Below are 17,221 nucleotides of genomic sequence, written 5' to 3' on the forward strand. Positions count from 1 at the left end.
AAGAGGAATAATAAATAAAAAGAGTATAACAGGTTTACTGCCAAGTGAATTGTCTTGATTATAACATTAATATTTATAATCAGTTAAGTAGTTAACTAAGTGTTCGCTAGGTAGAGGTTTAGAAAAATAATAACCTTGAATACAATCACAACCTAATTCAGTAAGTTGTTGTAACTGTTCTTTGGTTTCAACGCCTTCAGTAACAACTTTTTTCCCTAATGATTTAGACATGACAATAATAGTAGAGACTAAAACGTTGTCACCTTCATTTGTACTCATGCCTCTAATGAATGATTTATCAATTTTTATATAATCAACAGGAATACGGCGCAAATAGCTTAACGATGAATAACCTGTACCAAAATAATCAAGTGCAATAGTACAACCTGCTACTCGTAACTGGTTAAAAAGGCGTTCGTTATTTCGTTTATCAGGCGCTAGTGCACTTTCTGTTAATTCAAAGCAAATATCACTCGGCTTAAGCCCATGTTGTTCAATAACCATCAGCCATTGACCATTTTCACTTTTGTTTAAAGGAATTTCATATACAGAACGATTTATATTAAAAACAATATCATTAAAACCTTGAGACTTTAATATTTTTAACTGGCGACAGGCTTCATTTAAAACAAACTCACCTAACGGTCTAATCAATGAGAATTCTTCTGCAATAGGAATAAACTCTTCAGGCGAAATCCATTGTCCTTCATTTTTCCAACGTACTAACGCTTCAAATTTATTAATTTTTTGTTCTGTAATTGAGACTATTGGCTGAAAGGCCACACTAAGTAAATTACTGGTTAATGCTGCGGATAAAGCCTTTTTCAAAAATAATTGTCGCTGTACATTTTGTTGCATATCTTGGGTGAAATAATTAAATGAATTTCTCCCATCATCTTTCGCATGAACCATTGCATGTTCAGCTTTTTTAATTAACGTACTTGCATCATCTGTATCATCTTGAAAGAGTAGGATGGCGATACAGAGCGACTAAAATGGCATCGGTTTCACCCATACTATTTTTTAAAGGTACGCCTACATAACCTACGATAGCCATATCAATCAATAGTTAATCATCCAGGTATGCTTGTTGCGTGTGAGAAGTATGAAAGCACACATCACCTTCGCTAACATTCTGGCATGGCGTATGTTGTAAACCATAAGAGAAGTTGTCATTGATAACACCATGCGCAGCTAAGGAAATAGTGGTCGCGAGAGTTTTTCAGCGTTTAATTTTGCAATAAAGACGAAATCAGCTTTTATAGCTTTTGGCTAGAGATAAGCAAATAGAATCGGTAAAATCATCCGATGTAGAATGGGATAAACTGTCAATTATCGATTTAACTTTCTCTTCAACCACTGTTTAAATTTCCTTATGAAAACGATATTGATTGTGAATATATGATTCTATAAGCCCACATATAGTGAAACTTTCGCTACTCTATCTTATTTACGCTCATCTAGTTGTTATATATAGTGTACATTACTGTTTTAACCTATATTGATACAGATAAAAGTATGACAACACCTCAAAAAAATAATATAGCTACCAAGCTTACCAAGCGCCACCCAAAATTGATTCATACAGAAAACATTAAGGTAGTTTCTCATGTACAACGCGAATCTTATGATTGGCAACTTAATACATTAATGCTTGATGGCGTTGATGTCCCCTTTAAATATAAACGAAAGAAACTCTACAAAAACCTTAAAAATTCAAGAGTTAATATTACTTATTATCCAGATAATGAAAAAGTTGCCGGTTTAGATATTGAAGTAATGAAAATAGTACGAATAAAAGTAGCTTAACTCTGATATAAAAACACCAAGACTAAATACTAACGATTATTATTTTTATATCAATTAATTATAAAAAGCATTGTTTTTATTTATTTTTAATATAAAAAGAATATATTTTGATGTTTTTACCCTTGTTTTTCAAACAAGTCTTGACGAATGCTCAGCCATCTCCCATAAATAAGGTATCGGTATAAAATAATTATTACTACCGAACGTTTATTTAGCGAACAAGAATAACAAAACTAAATAATTTATTGGGGACTGTAAGAGGAAGTTATTATGATATTAAATCATATTTGGGGATTGTACGCTCATCCAAAAGATGAATGGCAAACAATTGAAAAACGTCATGAAAGTTTGATATACAGTCTAATGCATATTTTAGTGGTAGCGTTGATTCCCTCAATATGCAGTTATTATTCAGCAGCACACATAGGTTGGACTATAGGCGTCGGTGACCCAATAAAAATCAGCCAGTCAAGTGCACAAATGATGGCTATTGCTATGTATATAGCCTTAGTTTTAGGCGTATTTTCACTGGCTTATTTAATTCAATGGATGGCAAAAACCTTCGATTCTAAACCTAGCTTTATTCAATCACTAGAGTTAGCTGCTTATACCGCAACACCTATGTTAATGGTTGGTATCGTTACTTTGTTTCCTGTGCTTTGGTTTGTTGCTCTAGCCGGACTAGCCGCAGTTAGTTATTCAGTATATCTATTATACTCTGGTGTACCTATTATGATGAATATTCCAGAAGAGAAAGGCTTTATCTATTCAAGCTCAGTGGTAACTTGTGGCTTAGTGCTACTGGTAGCTATCATGGCATTGAGTGCAATATTCTGGACCACGGGCTTTGGTCCTGAATATGTAAGCTAGTTTCGAGTTAACGAGTAGCGAGTGACGAAATAACTCGCTACTTTTCTTACTCGTACCTATTGGCTATTCAGCCCCTTCGTTATACATATCGATTACAGAATCGGCATTTTTATCTGACTCTTCTTTAGAGTTATTGTTACGCATAGCATCCAGTCTTTCTAAATAAGCATTATCAATATCATTGGTGATATAATGACCATTGAATACAGAGGTATCAAAACATTTTATATCTGGGTTCCCTAAACCGACAGCAATAACTAAATCTTCAATAGATTGAAAAATGAGTTTATCCGCACCAATTAAACTGCATATATCATCAACATCACGTCCATGAGCAATTAATTCATTAGCGCTCGGCATATCTATACCATAAACGTTAGGAAAGCGTACTTCAGGGGCAGCAGAAGCAAAATAAACTTTTTTAGCTCCAGCAGAGCGTGCCATTTCAATGATCTGTGAGGACGTTGTTCCACGCACTACTGAGTCATCAACAAGTAGTACATTTTTACCTTTAAATTCTGTTGTAATAGCATTAAGTTTTTGTCGTACAGATTTTTTACGTTGCTCTTGGCCTGGCATAATAAAAGTTCGACCAATATAACGATTTTTCACAAAACCTTGTCTATAGGGTAACTTTAATTGATGCGCTATTTGCAAAGCAATATCGCATGATGTTTCAGGGATAGGAATAACGACATCGATATCCACATCACTCCATTCTTCAGCTATTTTTTCACCAAGTTTAGTTCCCATTTCAACACGAGATGCATAAACAGACATTTTATCAATAGTTGAATCTGGACGAGCAAAATAGACAAATTCAAAAATACAAGGACTATAGACAGGATTTTCGGAGCACTGTCGGCTATAAATCTGACCATCTTCAGTGAAAAATATCGCTTCGCCAGGGGCTACATCACGCACAAACTCAAATGAACAAGCATCAAGGGCTACTGACTCAGAGGCGATCATGTATTCAACACCGTTTTCAGTTTCACGTTTACCAAAAACTAACGGACGAATACCATTTGGGTCACGAAAAGCAATCATGCCATAACCAACAATTAGGGCTACTGTTGCGTAAGCACCTCGCACACGTTTATGCACATTAGCAACGGCTGTAAAAACATCATCAGGCGTTAATGTTACTTGGGTGCTTTGTTGTAACTCATGACCCAAAATATTTAATAGTAACTCTGAATCAGACGTAGTATTTACATGACGGCGAGCTTCAGTATTCAACCAAACTTTTAACTCGTCTGCATTAGTTAAGTTACCATTATGAGCTAAAGATATTCCGTAAGGTGAGTTAGCATAAAAAGGCTGAGCCTCAGATGAGCTTGACGTACCCGCTGTTGGGTAGCGTACATGACCAATACCAACATTACCTTGCAAACGCAACATATGGCGAGTATGAAAGACATCTTTTACTAAACCATTACCTTTTCTAAGGCGAAATGTATTGTTATGAATAGTTACAATACCGGCAGCATCTTGTCCCCGATGCTGTAACACTGTTAATCCGTCATACAAATACTGATTAACCGGGGTTTTACCGACAATACCAACAATACCACACATGAATTTTTCTCCGCTTGAAACTTAGTTAACTTTAATCAAATAAATAGACTAAGTTAGAAAACTTGATGATTGCTTGAGATACTCAAAAAACCACTCAACAACTAACCTAAATTCGGGTATTAGTTGTGAGCTTTTCCACCAACCACTTGTTGCTGCTCCCGTGAAAGCATCCATAAAGAATAACACAGCGCTAATAATTAAAACGCCACGTAAAGCTCCAAAGACTAGCCCTAACACACGATCTGTACCTGACAAACCAGTTTTACTGACTAATTGACCTATAAGGTAATTAACAAGCGCACCTAGTATTAAGGTAACAATAAACAAGATCGCGATTGCGGCAGCATTTCGCAAGGTTTGATCGGAAATATTGGTAAGAAGATTGGCTAGATTGGCATAAAAAGTACTGGCAATAAAGAAGGCACTTATCCAGATAACTAGTGAGACTGCTTCTTTTACAAAGCCGCGTGCCAAACTAATTAACGTTGATATACCTACAACTGCCAAAATGGCATAATCTATCCAAACCATGTTTTGAGTTTCTCATTGATTAGAGGCGCGCATTCTATCAGAATAAAAGTAAAAATACTTAAGTTTTTAACAAAAATAAATTATTTTGTCGGGTAAAAACGTGCAATCTTTCCTTGTACATTGGTCAACTTTTTCAACGCTGGTATTTTTTTCATCAATGTCGCTTTAATTAATTCCGGCCCAACGAAGACCTTAGTCAAAGTACCTTGTTTTGTTTTAATTGGTTTGGTAAAAGCGGTATAACCATTACGTTTCAGTTTAGTCACGAGTTCAGCAACGTTGCTTTTATGTTTAAAGCTACCGAGTTGAATAACCCAGGCTTCTTTATTAACTGATTTCGGTGGTTGTTGACCTAAGACTGGCTTAGTGATTGCCGATTTAGTATTCATTTTTAAAGGTGCGTTAGCAACAATTTTTTTAACCTTGATAGCCGGAGTAACTTTTGTTTTTTGTACATCAGTATCTACTGCTTGATTATTGATTTTACTGATACTTTGTTTACTAGTCTGCGCGGTATTATCTATTTTCAACAGATCATCTTGCGCTTGTTCATTAAAAACTGTTACTTTATCTTTTATTACTAGCTTTTGCTCTGGAAAAGGTTTTTTAGTCATTTTTCCAGTAAAAGTGGAAACTTGGGGTATTTTCTCAAAGTCCGTTTGATTCGATTCCTTTTTACCATCAAGTAAGTCCGGTAAAAAAATGATAACGGCAGCAGCAACGATGACAGTACCAACAAGGCGATTTTGAAACGGTGTAGACAAGTAATACTCCAAAGAAATAAGGGTTGCGCTAAATTTAACTTAAACCAATAATCGCCTAATTTCAGCAACCGTATAAAAAGAACCAAAAACAAGAATCAAGTCAGTTGATTGTGCTTTTTTATTCGCTATTTTAAATGCTTGAGTGATATTGTCAAAGCAATTGATTGAATTAGTAAAGCTAGCTAGCTCTGCAGTCATAATCTCAACTGATGCAGCTCTTGGTACAGTTAACTGCGCTATATACCAATCGTCAATTACGTCATGAAATGGCTGTAAAGTATTATTGATATCTTTATCTGCTAACATGGCAACAACAGCGATTACTTTCTGATATTGATTCTGCTTCTTTAACTGAACTAATTTTTTTGCTAAATAACGTCCTGCATGAGGGTTATGGCCAACATCAAGCATAACATCACTATCATCTACTGAATTATTGATTAATAATTCAGTTCGACCCGCAACTTTAGTTTTTGCTATTAACGCATTAATTTTATCTGTTGTTAACGTAACACCAAGTTGTGTTAATACCATCAGTGCTGTGGCAACATTATCTCGAGGAATATGCGTACTAATTAAACCTTCAAAATAAATAGTTTCATCATTAATACCTGTGCTATTAACATCTGTGTACTGCCATTGCCATAAACCTTGATTTTTACCAATATTCTGCTCAACTATTGTGAAGTCTTGCTCGCGTACTTTTATTTTGTTTCTTACTTCTTTAGTAAGTACGTTGGCAATAGAATGATTCACCTTTTCAGCATATTCAATGACAGAGTTAGGCGCATGGCTATCACCAATAATAATATGCTGATTAGCACGAAAAATACCCGCTTTTTCAAAACCGATAGTTTCTCTGTCATTTCCTAAATAGGTTTGATGATCCAGATCAATCGTTGTAACCACCGCTACATCAGCATCAATAATATTGGTTGCATCAAGGCGCCCGCCAAGACCTACCTCGAGAATAATAATGTTTGGCTTCTTCGCCATCAATATAATAAAAGCTGCTAAAGTAGTAAATTCATAATAACTTAATGATATTTCAGCTCTTGCCAGCTCTATCTGCTCAAAAGCAGTGATAAAAGATTGATCATCAACATCGGTTTTATTTATTCGCAACCTTTCATTAAAACGTTCAATATGTGGTGAAGAATACACCGCAACAGTTAATGCTTGTTCATTAATGATTTCTTCAAGTAAAGCATTTTCCAGAAAGGAACAGGTAGTTCCCTTGCCATTAGTTCCGGCAACAGTAATAACACGAGCAAAGTCAAAATTAATATTTAACCGTTTGGCAACTTGACCAATGCGAGATAAACCCAAATCAATTTCGGCATTATGAAGTGTTTCTAAATAACAAAGCCACTCATTAAGATCTTTACAACCTTTAGAGTGGCTTGAAGTGTTTTGTGGCATTTATTGCTCTTGCTTTTTGTGTTTTATTTAACGTAGTAATGTATCTGACAAAGCTACGTTATTTATACCAATACCAGTAAGTTAGTGATCAAATATTTATTGGCATTGGTATTACTTAACTTTCTGAAAATGGGCTAGTTTGTCCCATAAACTTACCTAACATGCGTGCTAAAGTTTCACGCATTTCACGGCGATCAATAATCATATCAATAGCACCTTTCGAAAGTAAAAATTCACTACGCTGAAAGCCTTCAGGTAATTTTTCACGTACTGTTTGCTCTATTACACGAGGACCCGCAAAACCAATTAATGCTTTAGGCTCAGCAACGTTAATATCACCTAGCATAGCTAAACTTGCCGAAACACCACCCATAGTAGGATCGGTCAACACAGAAACATAAGGTAAACCTTTTTCGCTCATTTTAGCTAATGCTGCACTGGTTTTAGCCATTTGCATTAACGAGAATAGGGCTTCTTGCATACGCGCACCACCACTGGCCGAGAAGCAAATAAAAGGTATATTATGTTCTAAGCAATATTCAACACCTTTTACAAAACGGGCACCAACAACAGAGGCCATTGAACCGCCTAAAAATGAAAATTCAAAAGCGGCAACAACCACTGGCATGCCATGAAGTTCCCCCTTCATTACGACTAAGGCATCTTTCTCACCCGTACTTTTACGAGCAGCACTTAATCTATCTTTATAACGCTTTGAATCTTTAAATTTTAAAACATCTTGTGCTTCAAACTCTTCACCGAGCTCCTCTCTATTGTCTTGATCAAGGAAGCTATCAATGCGCTTACGAGCACTAATGCGCATATGATGATCACATTTTGGACAAACAGATATTTGACGCTCTAGTTCAACTTTATATAATACTGCATTACATGCAGAGCACTTACTCCAAACGCCTTCAGGAATATTGCGTTTTTGAGTAGATTTTGCTTTGGGGAGAATTTTTTCTATCCAGCTCATAATTTTTTTGCCTATTGCAACGAATACAAATCAACTTTTGAGTGAAAATTATCACTTCGATAGTCAATTTAAAAAATAATGCTAATTTACCGTTAATTAGAACACACTTTAGCCTATGTTTTATATAAAAAACTGGTCGGGCGTGCTATTTAAATATCTGAAAGTTTGAATTAACTTAAAAAAAGTGGTCCAAAAGGTCTTTTAGGTAAGTTAAATTCTTGCGGATAATCAACCTCAACAAAATACAAGCCCTCAGGAGGTGCTGTTACACCGGCTAAACAACGGTTTTTAAGCTCAAGTACTTCTCTCATCCAAGCAGGGTTTTCTTGCGCTTGCCCTACTCTCATCAAACTTCCAACAATATTTCGTACCATATGGTGTAAAAATGCATTTGCCTTAATATCAACAATAATATAATCGCCTTGGCGAGTTATGTCACAATGAATAATGGTGCGTATTGGTGAATGTGATTGACAATGAACCGTACGAAATGAGGTAAAATCATTTTTTCCAATAAGGTATTGTGCCCCTTGGTTCATTAATTTCTCATCGAGAGGAAAATGATGGTGGCTAATACCGTAACTTAAAATAGCGGGACGTAATTTGTTATTATAAATAATATAACGATAACGCCTAGCTGTAGCGCTAAAACGAGCATGAAACTCTTCATTAACGGCTTTAACCCAAGTAATAGCAATATCACTCGGTAAATGAGTATTTACGCCTAGAGTCCACGCGGTATCTTTACGAATTTTACTGGTATCAAAGTGAACAACTTGGTTAGTAGCATTGACACCAGTGTCTGTACGACCAGCGCAAATAATTTCTATCGGTTCGTTAGCTATTTTTGAGAGCGCTTCTTCAACCTTTTGCTGAACACCAATAACATTCTTTTGACGCTGCCAACCACAGTAATTTCTACCATCGTATTCAACACCTAACGCATAACGCATGTAAACCTCTTCAAACGCAGCTCTGATGGACTTATACCCGCTCCACTTGAAGATGCTCGTTTCAGGAAGTCTGAGCGATTCATAATCAAGACACATTTTTTATTAAGGGTTATTCCCTTAAAAATAAATGTAACGCAGAGTATGATTTGCTCAGCCTTCCCCAAAGGGCTGGTTTAGAAACGCTTTATGCTGCGTTATTGATTTTGAGAAGGAAATAACCATTCTCTTCAATCAATACCTTGCCTAAAGGCGTTTCTAATTCCAGCTGAATCATGCATCTTCAAGTGGAGCGGGTATATATCCAACTTATACAAGTGGCGCATTATCTATTATTTTACTTCGCTATGCCAACGCTTGTTAAACATATACCCGTAATCATTCAAAGTGCTCGATTCAGAGTACTTGAGCAATTTCAGTTTGAGGCGCGTCAATTAAATCATGGTATTCCCTATTTCTTTGGCGCAACAATAAAATGGGATTGCTCAAGTGCTTCTCCGATGGGGCTAAAAACGATTTACACTGCCTTATTGATTTTGACAAGGGAACAACCATTCTCCGCAATCAATACCTTGTTTAAATCGTTTTTTTCTCCCACTGAAACCTGCACTTTGAATGGTCACGGGTATATACCCATTGAATTAACTATAAGTTATCTAACAATTCTTGCGCTACAACTTGTTGTTGAGTATCTCCTTGCTTAACAACCTCTTCTAAAATCACCAGAGCATTGTCTTGATCACCAATTTCAATATAAACTTTGGCTAGATCGAGCTTTGCAGCCATACCATTCTCATCAATATCTACGTCAACCTGATTAACGCCATCGGTAAATTCTGAAAATTCATTTAAACCAACATCAATGTTAGCTTTATCATAAGGCTCATTCGGGCTTACTTCATATTGACTTTCTGACAATAATGAATCTACAGAGACAAAATCTTGTTCATTTTCAGTCGTTTGATTATTGTCATTTAGAGGATTATTTGAGGTGAGATTGTCGAAATCTGCAAGAGAAACATCATCGACAACACCTAAGTTTTCATTGAAATCAACAGACTGGCTAGCAACACTAGATTCTTCTTCAATATTTGCTAATAGTTCATCAAAATCTAAACTGTCTAATTCTTGAATATCATTTATTTCAGTAGCTTCAGATACTTGGCTAATATCGTTATTTTCATCATTAAGTAAACCTGCAAGAACATTCTGATCAGAAAAGTCAGGTGTTAATTCAACAGCTGGCTCTGTCGATTGATCGTTTAATAACTCAGCAAGTGTATCTTCATCAAACGCCCCTTCTGCTAAGTCATCGCCAATATCAAAATCATCATTAGCGAAATCTTCTTGTGAAGCATCTGCTTCTATAAGATCTGTCTCTGTTTTTACTAATATATCACTAAAGTCAGTGGCTAACAGAGGTGCTAGATATTCCTCAGTCAAGCTGTCAATCTTAGCCTTATTTTGGTTTTCCTCTGGTTTTACGTTTTCTTCATCAACAGCTTTTTTTTCAGAATTATTATCACTTTCTAAACCTACAACATCCATCGAGGCTAGCAAAGCATCAATATCATCGGGATCGGTAATTTCGGTTTGAGCATTATCACCTTCTGATGGTTCTTCTTTAACTAAAGGCGCTTCATCTATCGCCATTGAATCAAGCAAGGCATCAATATCATCGGGATCGGTAATTTCGGTTTGAGCATTATCACCTTCTGATGGTTCTTCTTTAACTAAAGGCGCTTCATCTATCGCCATTGAATCAAGCAAGGCATCAATATCATCGGGATCGGTTATTTCGGTTTGAGCATTATCACCTTCTGATGGTTCTTCTTTAACTAAAGGCGCTTCATCTAACGCCATTGAATCAAGCAAGGCATCAATATCATCGGGATCGGTTATTTCGGTTTGAGCATTATCACCTTCTGATGGTTCTTCTTTAACTAAAGGCGCTTCATCTATCGCCATTGAATCAAGCAAGGCATCAATATCATCGGGATCGGTTATTTCGGTTTGAGCATTATCACCTTCTGATGGTTCTTCTTTAACTAAAGGCGCTTCATCTATCGCCATTGAATCAAGCAAGGCATCAATATCATCGGGATCGGTTATTTCGGTTTGAGCATTATCACCCTCTGATGGTTCTTCTTTAACTAAAGGAACTTCATCTAACGCTATTGAATCAAGCAAGTCATCAAGATCTACTTCCTCTATGCTTGAGAGCTCTGCATCTTCAACGACTAACTCATCATCACCAAGGTCACCAAGTAAATCATCAAGATCACTTTGATCAAGTTGATCATCGACTAGTGCTTCACTTTCTTTAGCTTCTTGCTCTTCAATTGCTAAGGGCTCTTCAAGAGCATCATCTTCCATCAATAAAGAATCAAGCGCATCTTGTCCTAACTCCCCTCCTTCAAGTTCATCATCGTCATCTAATAAAATATCTTCTAAATCATCAAGACCATCTAAAAGATCGTCATCGTCTTCATCTAGGTGAACGACATCATTTTCACTATTGTCTTCTTCCTCAAGTAAGTCAATTGATAAGTCATCATCAAGAGAAATCTCACCTTCTAAAGATAATTCATCATCAAGAGAAATCTCACCTTCTAAAGATAATTCATCATCAAGAGACAGCTCATCCTCTAAAGATAATTCATCTATTTCGTCTATATTAGCTTTTGGTTCTTTTGATATATTTTCAGATTTAACTTTAGATTTTTTATTAGGCTTACTTTCCGCTGTAATCGTCTCTGTTTTACGTCGTTTAAAAATAAGCGCAACAACGAACAAAATTAAAATAGCAGGTAACGTTGACATTAAAACAACAAACCATAGACTTGAAAAAATATTATTTTTTTCTAATGCTGCTTGCTGTTTTTCTAATAATAGCTCTTGTTCTCTCGCTTGTGCTTTTTCTAATAGTGCTTGCTGCAACTTGATCATATCATCCATTTGCAGCTTAATTTCTTTTCCTTTAGCAACCTCTTTTTGCATAGTACCTAATTGACTGTTGAATGAAGTTAACCTCTGACGTAAGTCTTCATTTTCTTTTAAAATGGCTTGTAAACCATCAATAGAATCTAAAACATCATTTTGAATATTTGTTAAACGCTTTTGCTGTTCATCATCTATTTTTTGAAGTTGATCATTTATTTCAACTTTTACAGTATCTAAATCTTTTTTGTTAACGCTAGGTACTTGTGGTGTTATAGCTTTCTTAGCTACCTTTTTAGGCTGTTTTTTCTGCCAATCTTTATCATCTTGATTAGACTTTTGTCTTGCAGCATTTTTATTCACAGACATCATGCGATCAAATGATGGAATTTTTAAATATTGTCCTTGGACCAAATGGTTAAAATTACCATTAACAAATGAATTAGGGTTAGCTTGATACAAGGCTTGCATTACTTGATAAACACTTAAGCGGCTATCAGGGCGAACCGTTAATGCTATTTTCCATAACGTATCCCTTTGTGTAATTGGCCCATATCTATCATAAGGGAAAACATCTGTACTTTTTGGGCCACGCATACGAATGCCGCGTTCTTGTGTTTGCACTTCTTGTGCAAATGCAGATTCGCTTAAGGAGAGAGTACTAATAGAGAATACACTAACAGTGAATATACCAAGAACAACCTGCCATAGGCACAGGCGTAATAATTTTTGCATTGCAATTTTCCTAGTTAATATTTTCCATAAAATTAGCTATTTGTCAGTTATTTGACATCATTAAGGTGATAGATAAACATACAAATTTAAGCAAAATTCATTCCATCTTATATAATACCAATTGAATAAATGAATAGATCATTCATTTTTTCATTTGGTATAAGTCTGAAATTAGTGAATAAATAATAATACCAAATTCAAAAGAGATTATACCAATTGAATTAATGAATGCACCACTTAGCGAGAATTAAAAGGCTTCCTTCGACAAGCTCAGGACCGACGAAGGCAAGGCATTGATTGAAGAGAATGGTTATTCAGGAGAATGTGCTCCTGCATTCTCCACAAAAGCTACATCCATGTAGCGTCCTTGTCAAAATCAATAACGCCGCCTGTAAGCCTTTACCTTTTATTAGGTACTCGCCCTTCGGGAGTTTCGTAGCAAACTGATAACATCACAAAATGAATGAAATATAGAATAACTATGTTTAACTCATTTCGTTTGTTCTATACCCATGTTACTTCAATATGTCGGATTCAGCTGGAGTTAGAAACGCCTTTAGGCAAGGCTTTGATTGAAGATAATGGTTGTTCAGGATAATGTGCTCCTGCATTATCTAATAAGCTACATCCATGTAGCGCCATTGTCGAAATCAATAACGAAGCATAAAGCGTTTCTAAACCAGCCTTACAGGGGCCCCTGATCAAATCATGTTCTTCGTTGCATCTCTTTTTAAGGGAACGACCCTTAATAAAAAGATGCGCCTTGACCATGAATCGTTCAGCTGCCCTGAAACGCACATCTTGAAGTATCATGGGTATAAGCTCGCTACGTAACTCTAAGTTGGTCGATTCATTATTTCAATTGGTATTACTCCATTTTTGAGAAATAAAACAAAAAAAACTCGTCGTTATCATTATTACTAATGTTAACGACGAGTTTTAAAGTTTCTTGAGCTTTCTTTAACTAAACGGCTTAGTTAGCTTAAGTGATCTTTAATCAATAATTCCGCAATTTGAACACTATTTGTTGCCGCACCTTTACGCACGTTATCGGCAACTATCCACATATTTATGCCACAATTATGGCTAATATCTTCACGAATACGACCAACAAAAGTGTCATCTTTACCACTTGCATCACTAATTTGTGTAGGGAAGTCTTCGTCTTTATGACAAACTACTAACCCCGGAGCTTGTGCTAATAACTCTTTAACTTCTTCAGCAGAAATAGGAGAATTAGTTTCAATATGTAAAGCCTCACCATGACCAAAAAATACTGGCACACGAACAGCGGTAGGGTTTACCAAAACATTATCATCACATAATATTTTCTTCGTTTCCCATACCATTTTCATTTCTTCTTTGGTGTAACCATTTTCAAGAAAAACATCAATTTGTGGAATAACGTTAAACGCTATTTGGCGTGAAAAGTTTTTTGTTTCAACAGGCTTACCACTTAATAAATCAGCAGTTTGCTTAGCTAACTCATCCATTGCAGCTTTACCACCGCCAGAAACTGACTGATAAGTACACACGTTAACACGGCTAATTCCTACCGCATCATAAATAGGCTTTAATGCCACCAGCATTTGAATGGTAGAACAATTAGGGTTAGCAATAATATTGCGATTGCGGTATTCACCTAATGCTTGTGGATTTACTTCTGGTACAACTAATGGAATATCGTCGTCATAACGAAACTCTGAGGTATTATCAATAACGATACAGCCAGCTTCGCCTGCAATAGGTGCATATTTTGCTGAGGTAGCGCCACCAGCAGAGAAGAAACCAATTTGCGCTTGGCTCCAATCAAAATTATCTGCATCAAGCACTTCAATGCTTTCGCCATTAAATTCAATAAATTCACCAGCAGAGCGAGCACTTGCTAATGGATATAGTTTATTAATTGGGAAATCTCTTTCTTCTAAAATTTCCATAATGGTTTTGCCAACTAGCCCGGTTGCGCCAAGTATGCATACATCAAATTTTTGTGCCATGATCCTCTCTCTTTACTTTTGTTTAAATTAAGTAGTTTTCACTTAAAATCTAAGCGCTACTGAAACCTAAGCGATGTGGCACACCGCTATAGGCGTTAAATGACGAAGTTACTTGCACTGCTGAAAACTCCCTGCGAATTGGGTAGTTTTTTCTAAGAGCATCGAAACCTTGACTTGATAATTGGTGACGAAAAATAGCATCGTCCCGTCTAACATCGTAAACCATTTTTACTAACTGGTTTAGTACTATTTCATTAAATTCTTTATTTAATTCTACAGATGAAATACTAGCTATAGGTAGAAGTGTTGTTAACTGACATACAGGCTCAATATTAATATGTTGGCATAATGCCTGATATAGCATTTCTGTACCACGCGCTTTTCCTTCTAAGCTATAACCTGCTATATGGGCTGTAGCTATTTCGGTATAGTCTATAAGTGGTGTTAATACCTCTGGCTCACCTTCCCATACATCTAATACTAATTTAACTCCATGGCCTGATTTTTTTAGCGCAAGTAAGGCGTGATTATCTATGACCTCACCACGACAAGCACTGATCAATATTTGTTCATCTTTTAAATTACTTAACCGAGTCTCATCTATTAGATGATAGGTAGGATATTCACCACCCATAACTTTAGGTACATGCAATGAAATAACATCACACTCAAGCACCTCCTCTAATGATACAAACTTTCTTATATCCTTTGGGGCAGAGGCAAGTAGCGGATCACAAATTTTGTATTGAATACCTAATGCTGATAACTTTTCACTTAAACGAGTACCCGTGTTTCCGCCACCAACAATCCCTACACTGAGCTTTGTTAAATCAAATAAATACCGTTCAGCTAAAACAACTAAGGCACTAATAACATATTCGGCAACCGAAACTGCATTACAACCAGGAGCTGAATGAAAAGTAACATCACGATCAGCAAGATAAGCTTGATCTATGTGATCTGTACCTATAGTGGCAGTACCAACGAAGGTTATATTTTGATTTTTATGTAATAGCGCTTCATCAACCTGAGTAATTGAGCGCACTAATAACACGTCAGCATCAAGGACTTGCTCAGGGGATAAATCTCGACCTGAAAAAGGTATTAACTTAGTATCATTGACAACTAAATCATTAAAAAACTCTTTAGCGTAAGGCATATTTTCATCGAAAAGTATTTTCATTGATGCTTAAAGCTATTAGATGATTGGGAGGTTTCGCGTATTATACTCAGTTTATTTGCCATAAAAAAGCCATGTGGATCAATTTATCTCACATGGCTTCATTTGAACTCTTAATTTAAACTCTTAACTTGAACTTTTGTGTGCTTAAACTTAACATTCGAAATTCAACACTGACAAAGCATCACTAGCCTTTATACTTCTGCATCACTAACGTCGCGTTAGTGCCACCAAAACCAAAACTGTTAGACATTACTAAATTAAGTTCAACGTCACGTTTTTCAGTAACAATATCTAAACCTTGTGCTTGTTCATCTAAGTTTTCAATATTAATTGATGGCGCAACAAAGTTGTTTTCCATCATTAAGATTGAGTAAATTGCTTCATGAACACCAGCTGCACCTAATGCGTGACCAGTCATTGCTTTAGTTGCGCTAATCGCAGGTGATTTTTCACCGAATAGGGCTTGAATCGCGCCAAGTTCTTTAACATCACCTACCGGAGTCGATGTGCCGTGAGTATTTAAATAATCTACTTCGCCAGTCACACCTTGCATGGCTTGTTGCATACAACGTACTGCGCCTTCACCACTTGGTGCTACCATGTCGTAACCATCAGATGTAGCTCCGTAGCCAACTAGTTCGGCATAAATGTGTGCGCCACGAGAAAGTGCGTGTTCTAGCTCTTCAACAACAACCATACCGCCGCCGCCAGAAATAACAAAACCATCTCTATCAGCATCATAAGTACGTGAAGCTAGTTCAGGGGTATCATTACGACCCGCAGATAATGCGCCCATACCATCAAACATCATAGCTAAGGACCAATCAACTTCTTCACCACCACCAGCAAAAACAATATCTTGCTTGCCTAGTTGAATAAGCTCCATGGCATTACCAATACAATGAGCACTAGTTGCACACGCTGAACTGATAGAATAGTTAACACCTTTAATTTTAAAAGGTGTTGCTAAACAGGCCGATACGGTACTACTCATCGTTTTAGGAACCGCATAAGGACCTACACGGCGAATACCGCGGCTACGAAGGGTATCAGTTGACGCAACAATGTTGGCTGAAGATGCGCCACCAGAGCCAGCAACAATGCCGGTACGAAAATTAGATACTTGTTCATCTGTTAATTTTGCATCACTAATGGCTTGTTCCATAGCAATATAAGAATAACCTGCTGCATCACCCATAAAGCGTAATGCTTTACGATCAATGTGATCTTTAATATCAATATCAGGTCTGCCCCACACATTACTTTTTAAGCCTTGCTCAGCAAAACTTTCCGAGTGAGTTATACCTGACTTACCAGATTTTAATGACGCTAAAACTTCTTCTGCATTATTACCAATGCTTGAGACTATACCGAGACCGGTGATCACTACACGTTTCATTTAAATAACCATTATTATAATAAGAAAATTTCAAAAATCGGACATATCATTATACTTAACT

Annotated in this window: 14 protein-coding genes; 2 read left to right on the plus strand and 12 right to left on the minus strand. The window is 36.5% G+C overall.

Going from position 1 to position 17,221, the window contains the following annotated elements; all coding sequences use genetic code 11:
• Positions 1-66 precede the first annotated feature (66 nt).
• Positions 67-912 (minus strand): putative bifunctional diguanylate cyclase/phosphodiesterase, encoded by an 846-nt coding sequence (locus tag DWA31_RS03575; RefSeq protein ID WP_114325298.1) that lies wholly within the window; start codon positions 910-912, stop codon positions 67-69.
• 606 nt (positions 913-1,518) lie between these two features.
• Here DWA31_RS03575 and DWA31_RS03580 point away from each other — a divergent pair.
• On the plus strand, positions 1,519-1,809 hold the full coding sequence (locus DWA31_RS03580; RefSeq protein WP_114325299.1) for a hypothetical protein: 291 nt from the start codon (positions 1,519-1,521) through the stop codon (positions 1,807-1,809).
• 270 nt (positions 1,810-2,079) lie between these two features.
• The gene (locus DWA31_RS03585) at positions 2,080-2,679 is read left to right on the plus strand and encodes a Yip1 family protein (RefSeq protein WP_114325300.1); all 600 of its coding nucleotides are present in this window, start codon (positions 2,080-2,082) and stop codon (positions 2,677-2,679) included.
• Positions 2,680-2,742: 63 nt separating this feature from the next.
• Here DWA31_RS03585 and purF read toward each other — a convergent pair whose 3' ends face one another.
• The 11 genes from purF to fabB all read right to left on the minus strand — a co-directional run bounded on the left by purF (position 2,743) and on the right by fabB (position 17,160).
• Positions 2,743-4,260, minus strand: a complete 1,518-nt coding sequence (purF, locus tag DWA31_RS03590; RefSeq protein WP_114325301.1) for an amidophosphoribosyltransferase — start codon at positions 4,258-4,260, stop codon at positions 2,743-2,745.
• 48 nt (positions 4,261-4,308) lie between these two features.
• Positions 4,309-4,791, minus strand: coding sequence for a CvpA family protein (locus DWA31_RS03595; protein WP_114325302.1), 483 nt, complete (start codon positions 4,789-4,791; stop codon positions 4,309-4,311).
• Positions 4,792-4,871: 80 nt separating this feature from the next.
• Entirely contained in the window at positions 4,872-5,555 is a 684-nt protein-coding gene (locus DWA31_RS03600) for an SPOR domain-containing protein (protein ID WP_114325303.1), read from the minus strand.
• 39 nt (positions 5,556-5,594) lie between these two features.
• Positions 5,595-6,977 carry a bifunctional tetrahydrofolate synthase/dihydrofolate synthase gene (gene folC / locus DWA31_RS03605; RefSeq protein ID WP_114325304.1) on the minus strand — a complete coding sequence of 461 codons (1,383 nt, stop codon included), beginning with the start codon at positions 6,975-6,977 and terminating at the stop codon, positions 5,595-5,597.
• A gap of 115 nt (positions 6,978-7,092) precedes the next feature.
• Positions 7,093-7,956 carry an acetyl-CoA carboxylase, carboxyltransferase subunit beta gene (accD, locus tag DWA31_RS03610; RefSeq protein ID WP_114325305.1) on the minus strand — a complete coding sequence of 288 codons (864 nt, stop codon included), beginning with the start codon at positions 7,954-7,956 and terminating at the stop codon, positions 7,093-7,095.
• Between the two features lie 170 nt (positions 7,957-8,126).
• Positions 8,127-8,909, minus strand: coding sequence for a tRNA pseudouridine(38-40) synthase TruA (truA, locus tag DWA31_RS03615; protein ID WP_114325306.1), 783 nt, complete (start codon positions 8,907-8,909; stop codon positions 8,127-8,129).
• 642 nt (positions 8,910-9,551) lie between these two features.
• Entirely contained in the window at positions 9,552-12,581 is a 3,030-nt protein-coding gene (locus DWA31_RS03630; protein ID WP_114325308.1) for a FimV/HubP family polar landmark protein, read from the minus strand.
• Positions 12,582-13,115: 534 nt separating this feature from the next.
• Positions 13,116-13,286: a hypothetical protein gene (locus DWA31_RS03635; RefSeq protein ID WP_245942469.1), complete on the minus strand. Its 171-nt coding sequence runs from the start codon at positions 13,284-13,286 to the stop codon at positions 13,116-13,118.
• Positions 13,287-13,558: 272 nt separating this feature from the next.
• Positions 13,559-14,578 carry an aspartate-semialdehyde dehydrogenase gene (locus DWA31_RS03640; RefSeq protein ID WP_114325309.1) on the minus strand — a complete coding sequence of 340 codons (1,020 nt, stop codon included), beginning with the start codon at positions 14,576-14,578 and terminating at the stop codon, positions 13,559-13,561.
• A 49-nt stretch (positions 14,579-14,627) separates the two neighbouring features.
• Positions 14,628-15,761 carry a 4-phosphoerythronate dehydrogenase gene (locus DWA31_RS03645; RefSeq protein WP_114325310.1) on the minus strand — a complete coding sequence of 378 codons (1,134 nt, stop codon included), beginning with the start codon at positions 15,759-15,761 and terminating at the stop codon, positions 14,628-14,630.
• Between the two features lie 184 nt (positions 15,762-15,945).
• Entirely contained in the window at positions 15,946-17,160 is a 1,215-nt protein-coding gene (gene fabB, locus DWA31_RS03650) for a beta-ketoacyl-ACP synthase I (protein ID WP_114325311.1), read from the minus strand.
• Positions 17,161-17,221 lie beyond the last annotated feature (61 nt).

The sequence above is a fragment of the Candidatus Colwellia aromaticivorans genome (assembly GCF_003333305.1).
GTDB classification, from domain to species: Bacteria; Pseudomonadota; Gammaproteobacteria; order Enterobacterales; family Alteromonadaceae; genus Colwellia; species Colwellia aromaticivorans.

What these genes read in the sequence shown, in the direction of transcription:
- DWA31_RS03585 (WP_114325300.1), top strand. Translation starts at nt 2,080, where the DNA reads ATGATATTAAATCATATTTGGGGATTGTACGCTCATCCAAAAGATGAA.
- accD (WP_114325305.1), bottom strand. Translation starts at nt 7,956, where the DNA reads ATGAGCTGGATAGAAAAAATTCTCCCCAAAGCAAAATCTACTCAAAAA.
- purF (WP_114325301.1), bottom strand. Translation starts at nt 4,260, where the DNA reads ATGTGTGGTATTGTTGGTATTGTCGGTAAAACCCCGGTTAATCAGTAT.
- DWA31_RS03595 (WP_114325302.1), bottom strand. Translation starts at nt 4,791, where the DNA reads ATGGTTTGGATAGATTATGCCATTTTGGCAGTTGTAGGTATATCAACG.
- DWA31_RS03645 (WP_114325310.1), bottom strand. Translation starts at nt 15,761, where the DNA reads ATGAAAATACTTTTCGATGAAAATATGCCTTACGCTAAAGAGTTTTTT.
- truA (WP_114325306.1), bottom strand. Translation starts at nt 8,909, where the DNA reads ATGCGTTATGCGTTAGGTGTTGAATACGATGGTAGAAATTACTGTGGT.
- fabB (WP_114325311.1), bottom strand. Translation starts at nt 17,160, where the DNA reads ATGAAACGTGTAGTGATCACCGGTCTCGGTATAGTCTCAAGCATTGGT.
- DWA31_RS03640 (WP_114325309.1), bottom strand. Translation starts at nt 14,578, where the DNA reads ATGGCACAAAAATTTGATGTATGCATACTTGGCGCAACCGGGCTAGTT.
- DWA31_RS03630 (WP_114325308.1), bottom strand. Translation starts at nt 12,581, where the DNA reads ATGCAAAAATTATTACGCCTGTGCCTATGGCAGGTTGTTCTTGGTATA.
- DWA31_RS03580 (WP_114325299.1), top strand. Translation starts at nt 1,519, where the DNA reads ATGACAACACCTCAAAAAAATAATATAGCTACCAAGCTTACCAAGCGC.
- folC (WP_114325304.1), bottom strand. Translation starts at nt 6,977, where the DNA reads ATGCCACAAAACACTTCAAGCCACTCTAAAGGTTGTAAAGATCTTAAT.
- DWA31_RS03575 (WP_114325298.1), bottom strand. Translation starts at nt 912, where the DNA reads ATGGTTCATGCGAAAGATGATGGGAGAAATTCATTTAATTATTTCACC.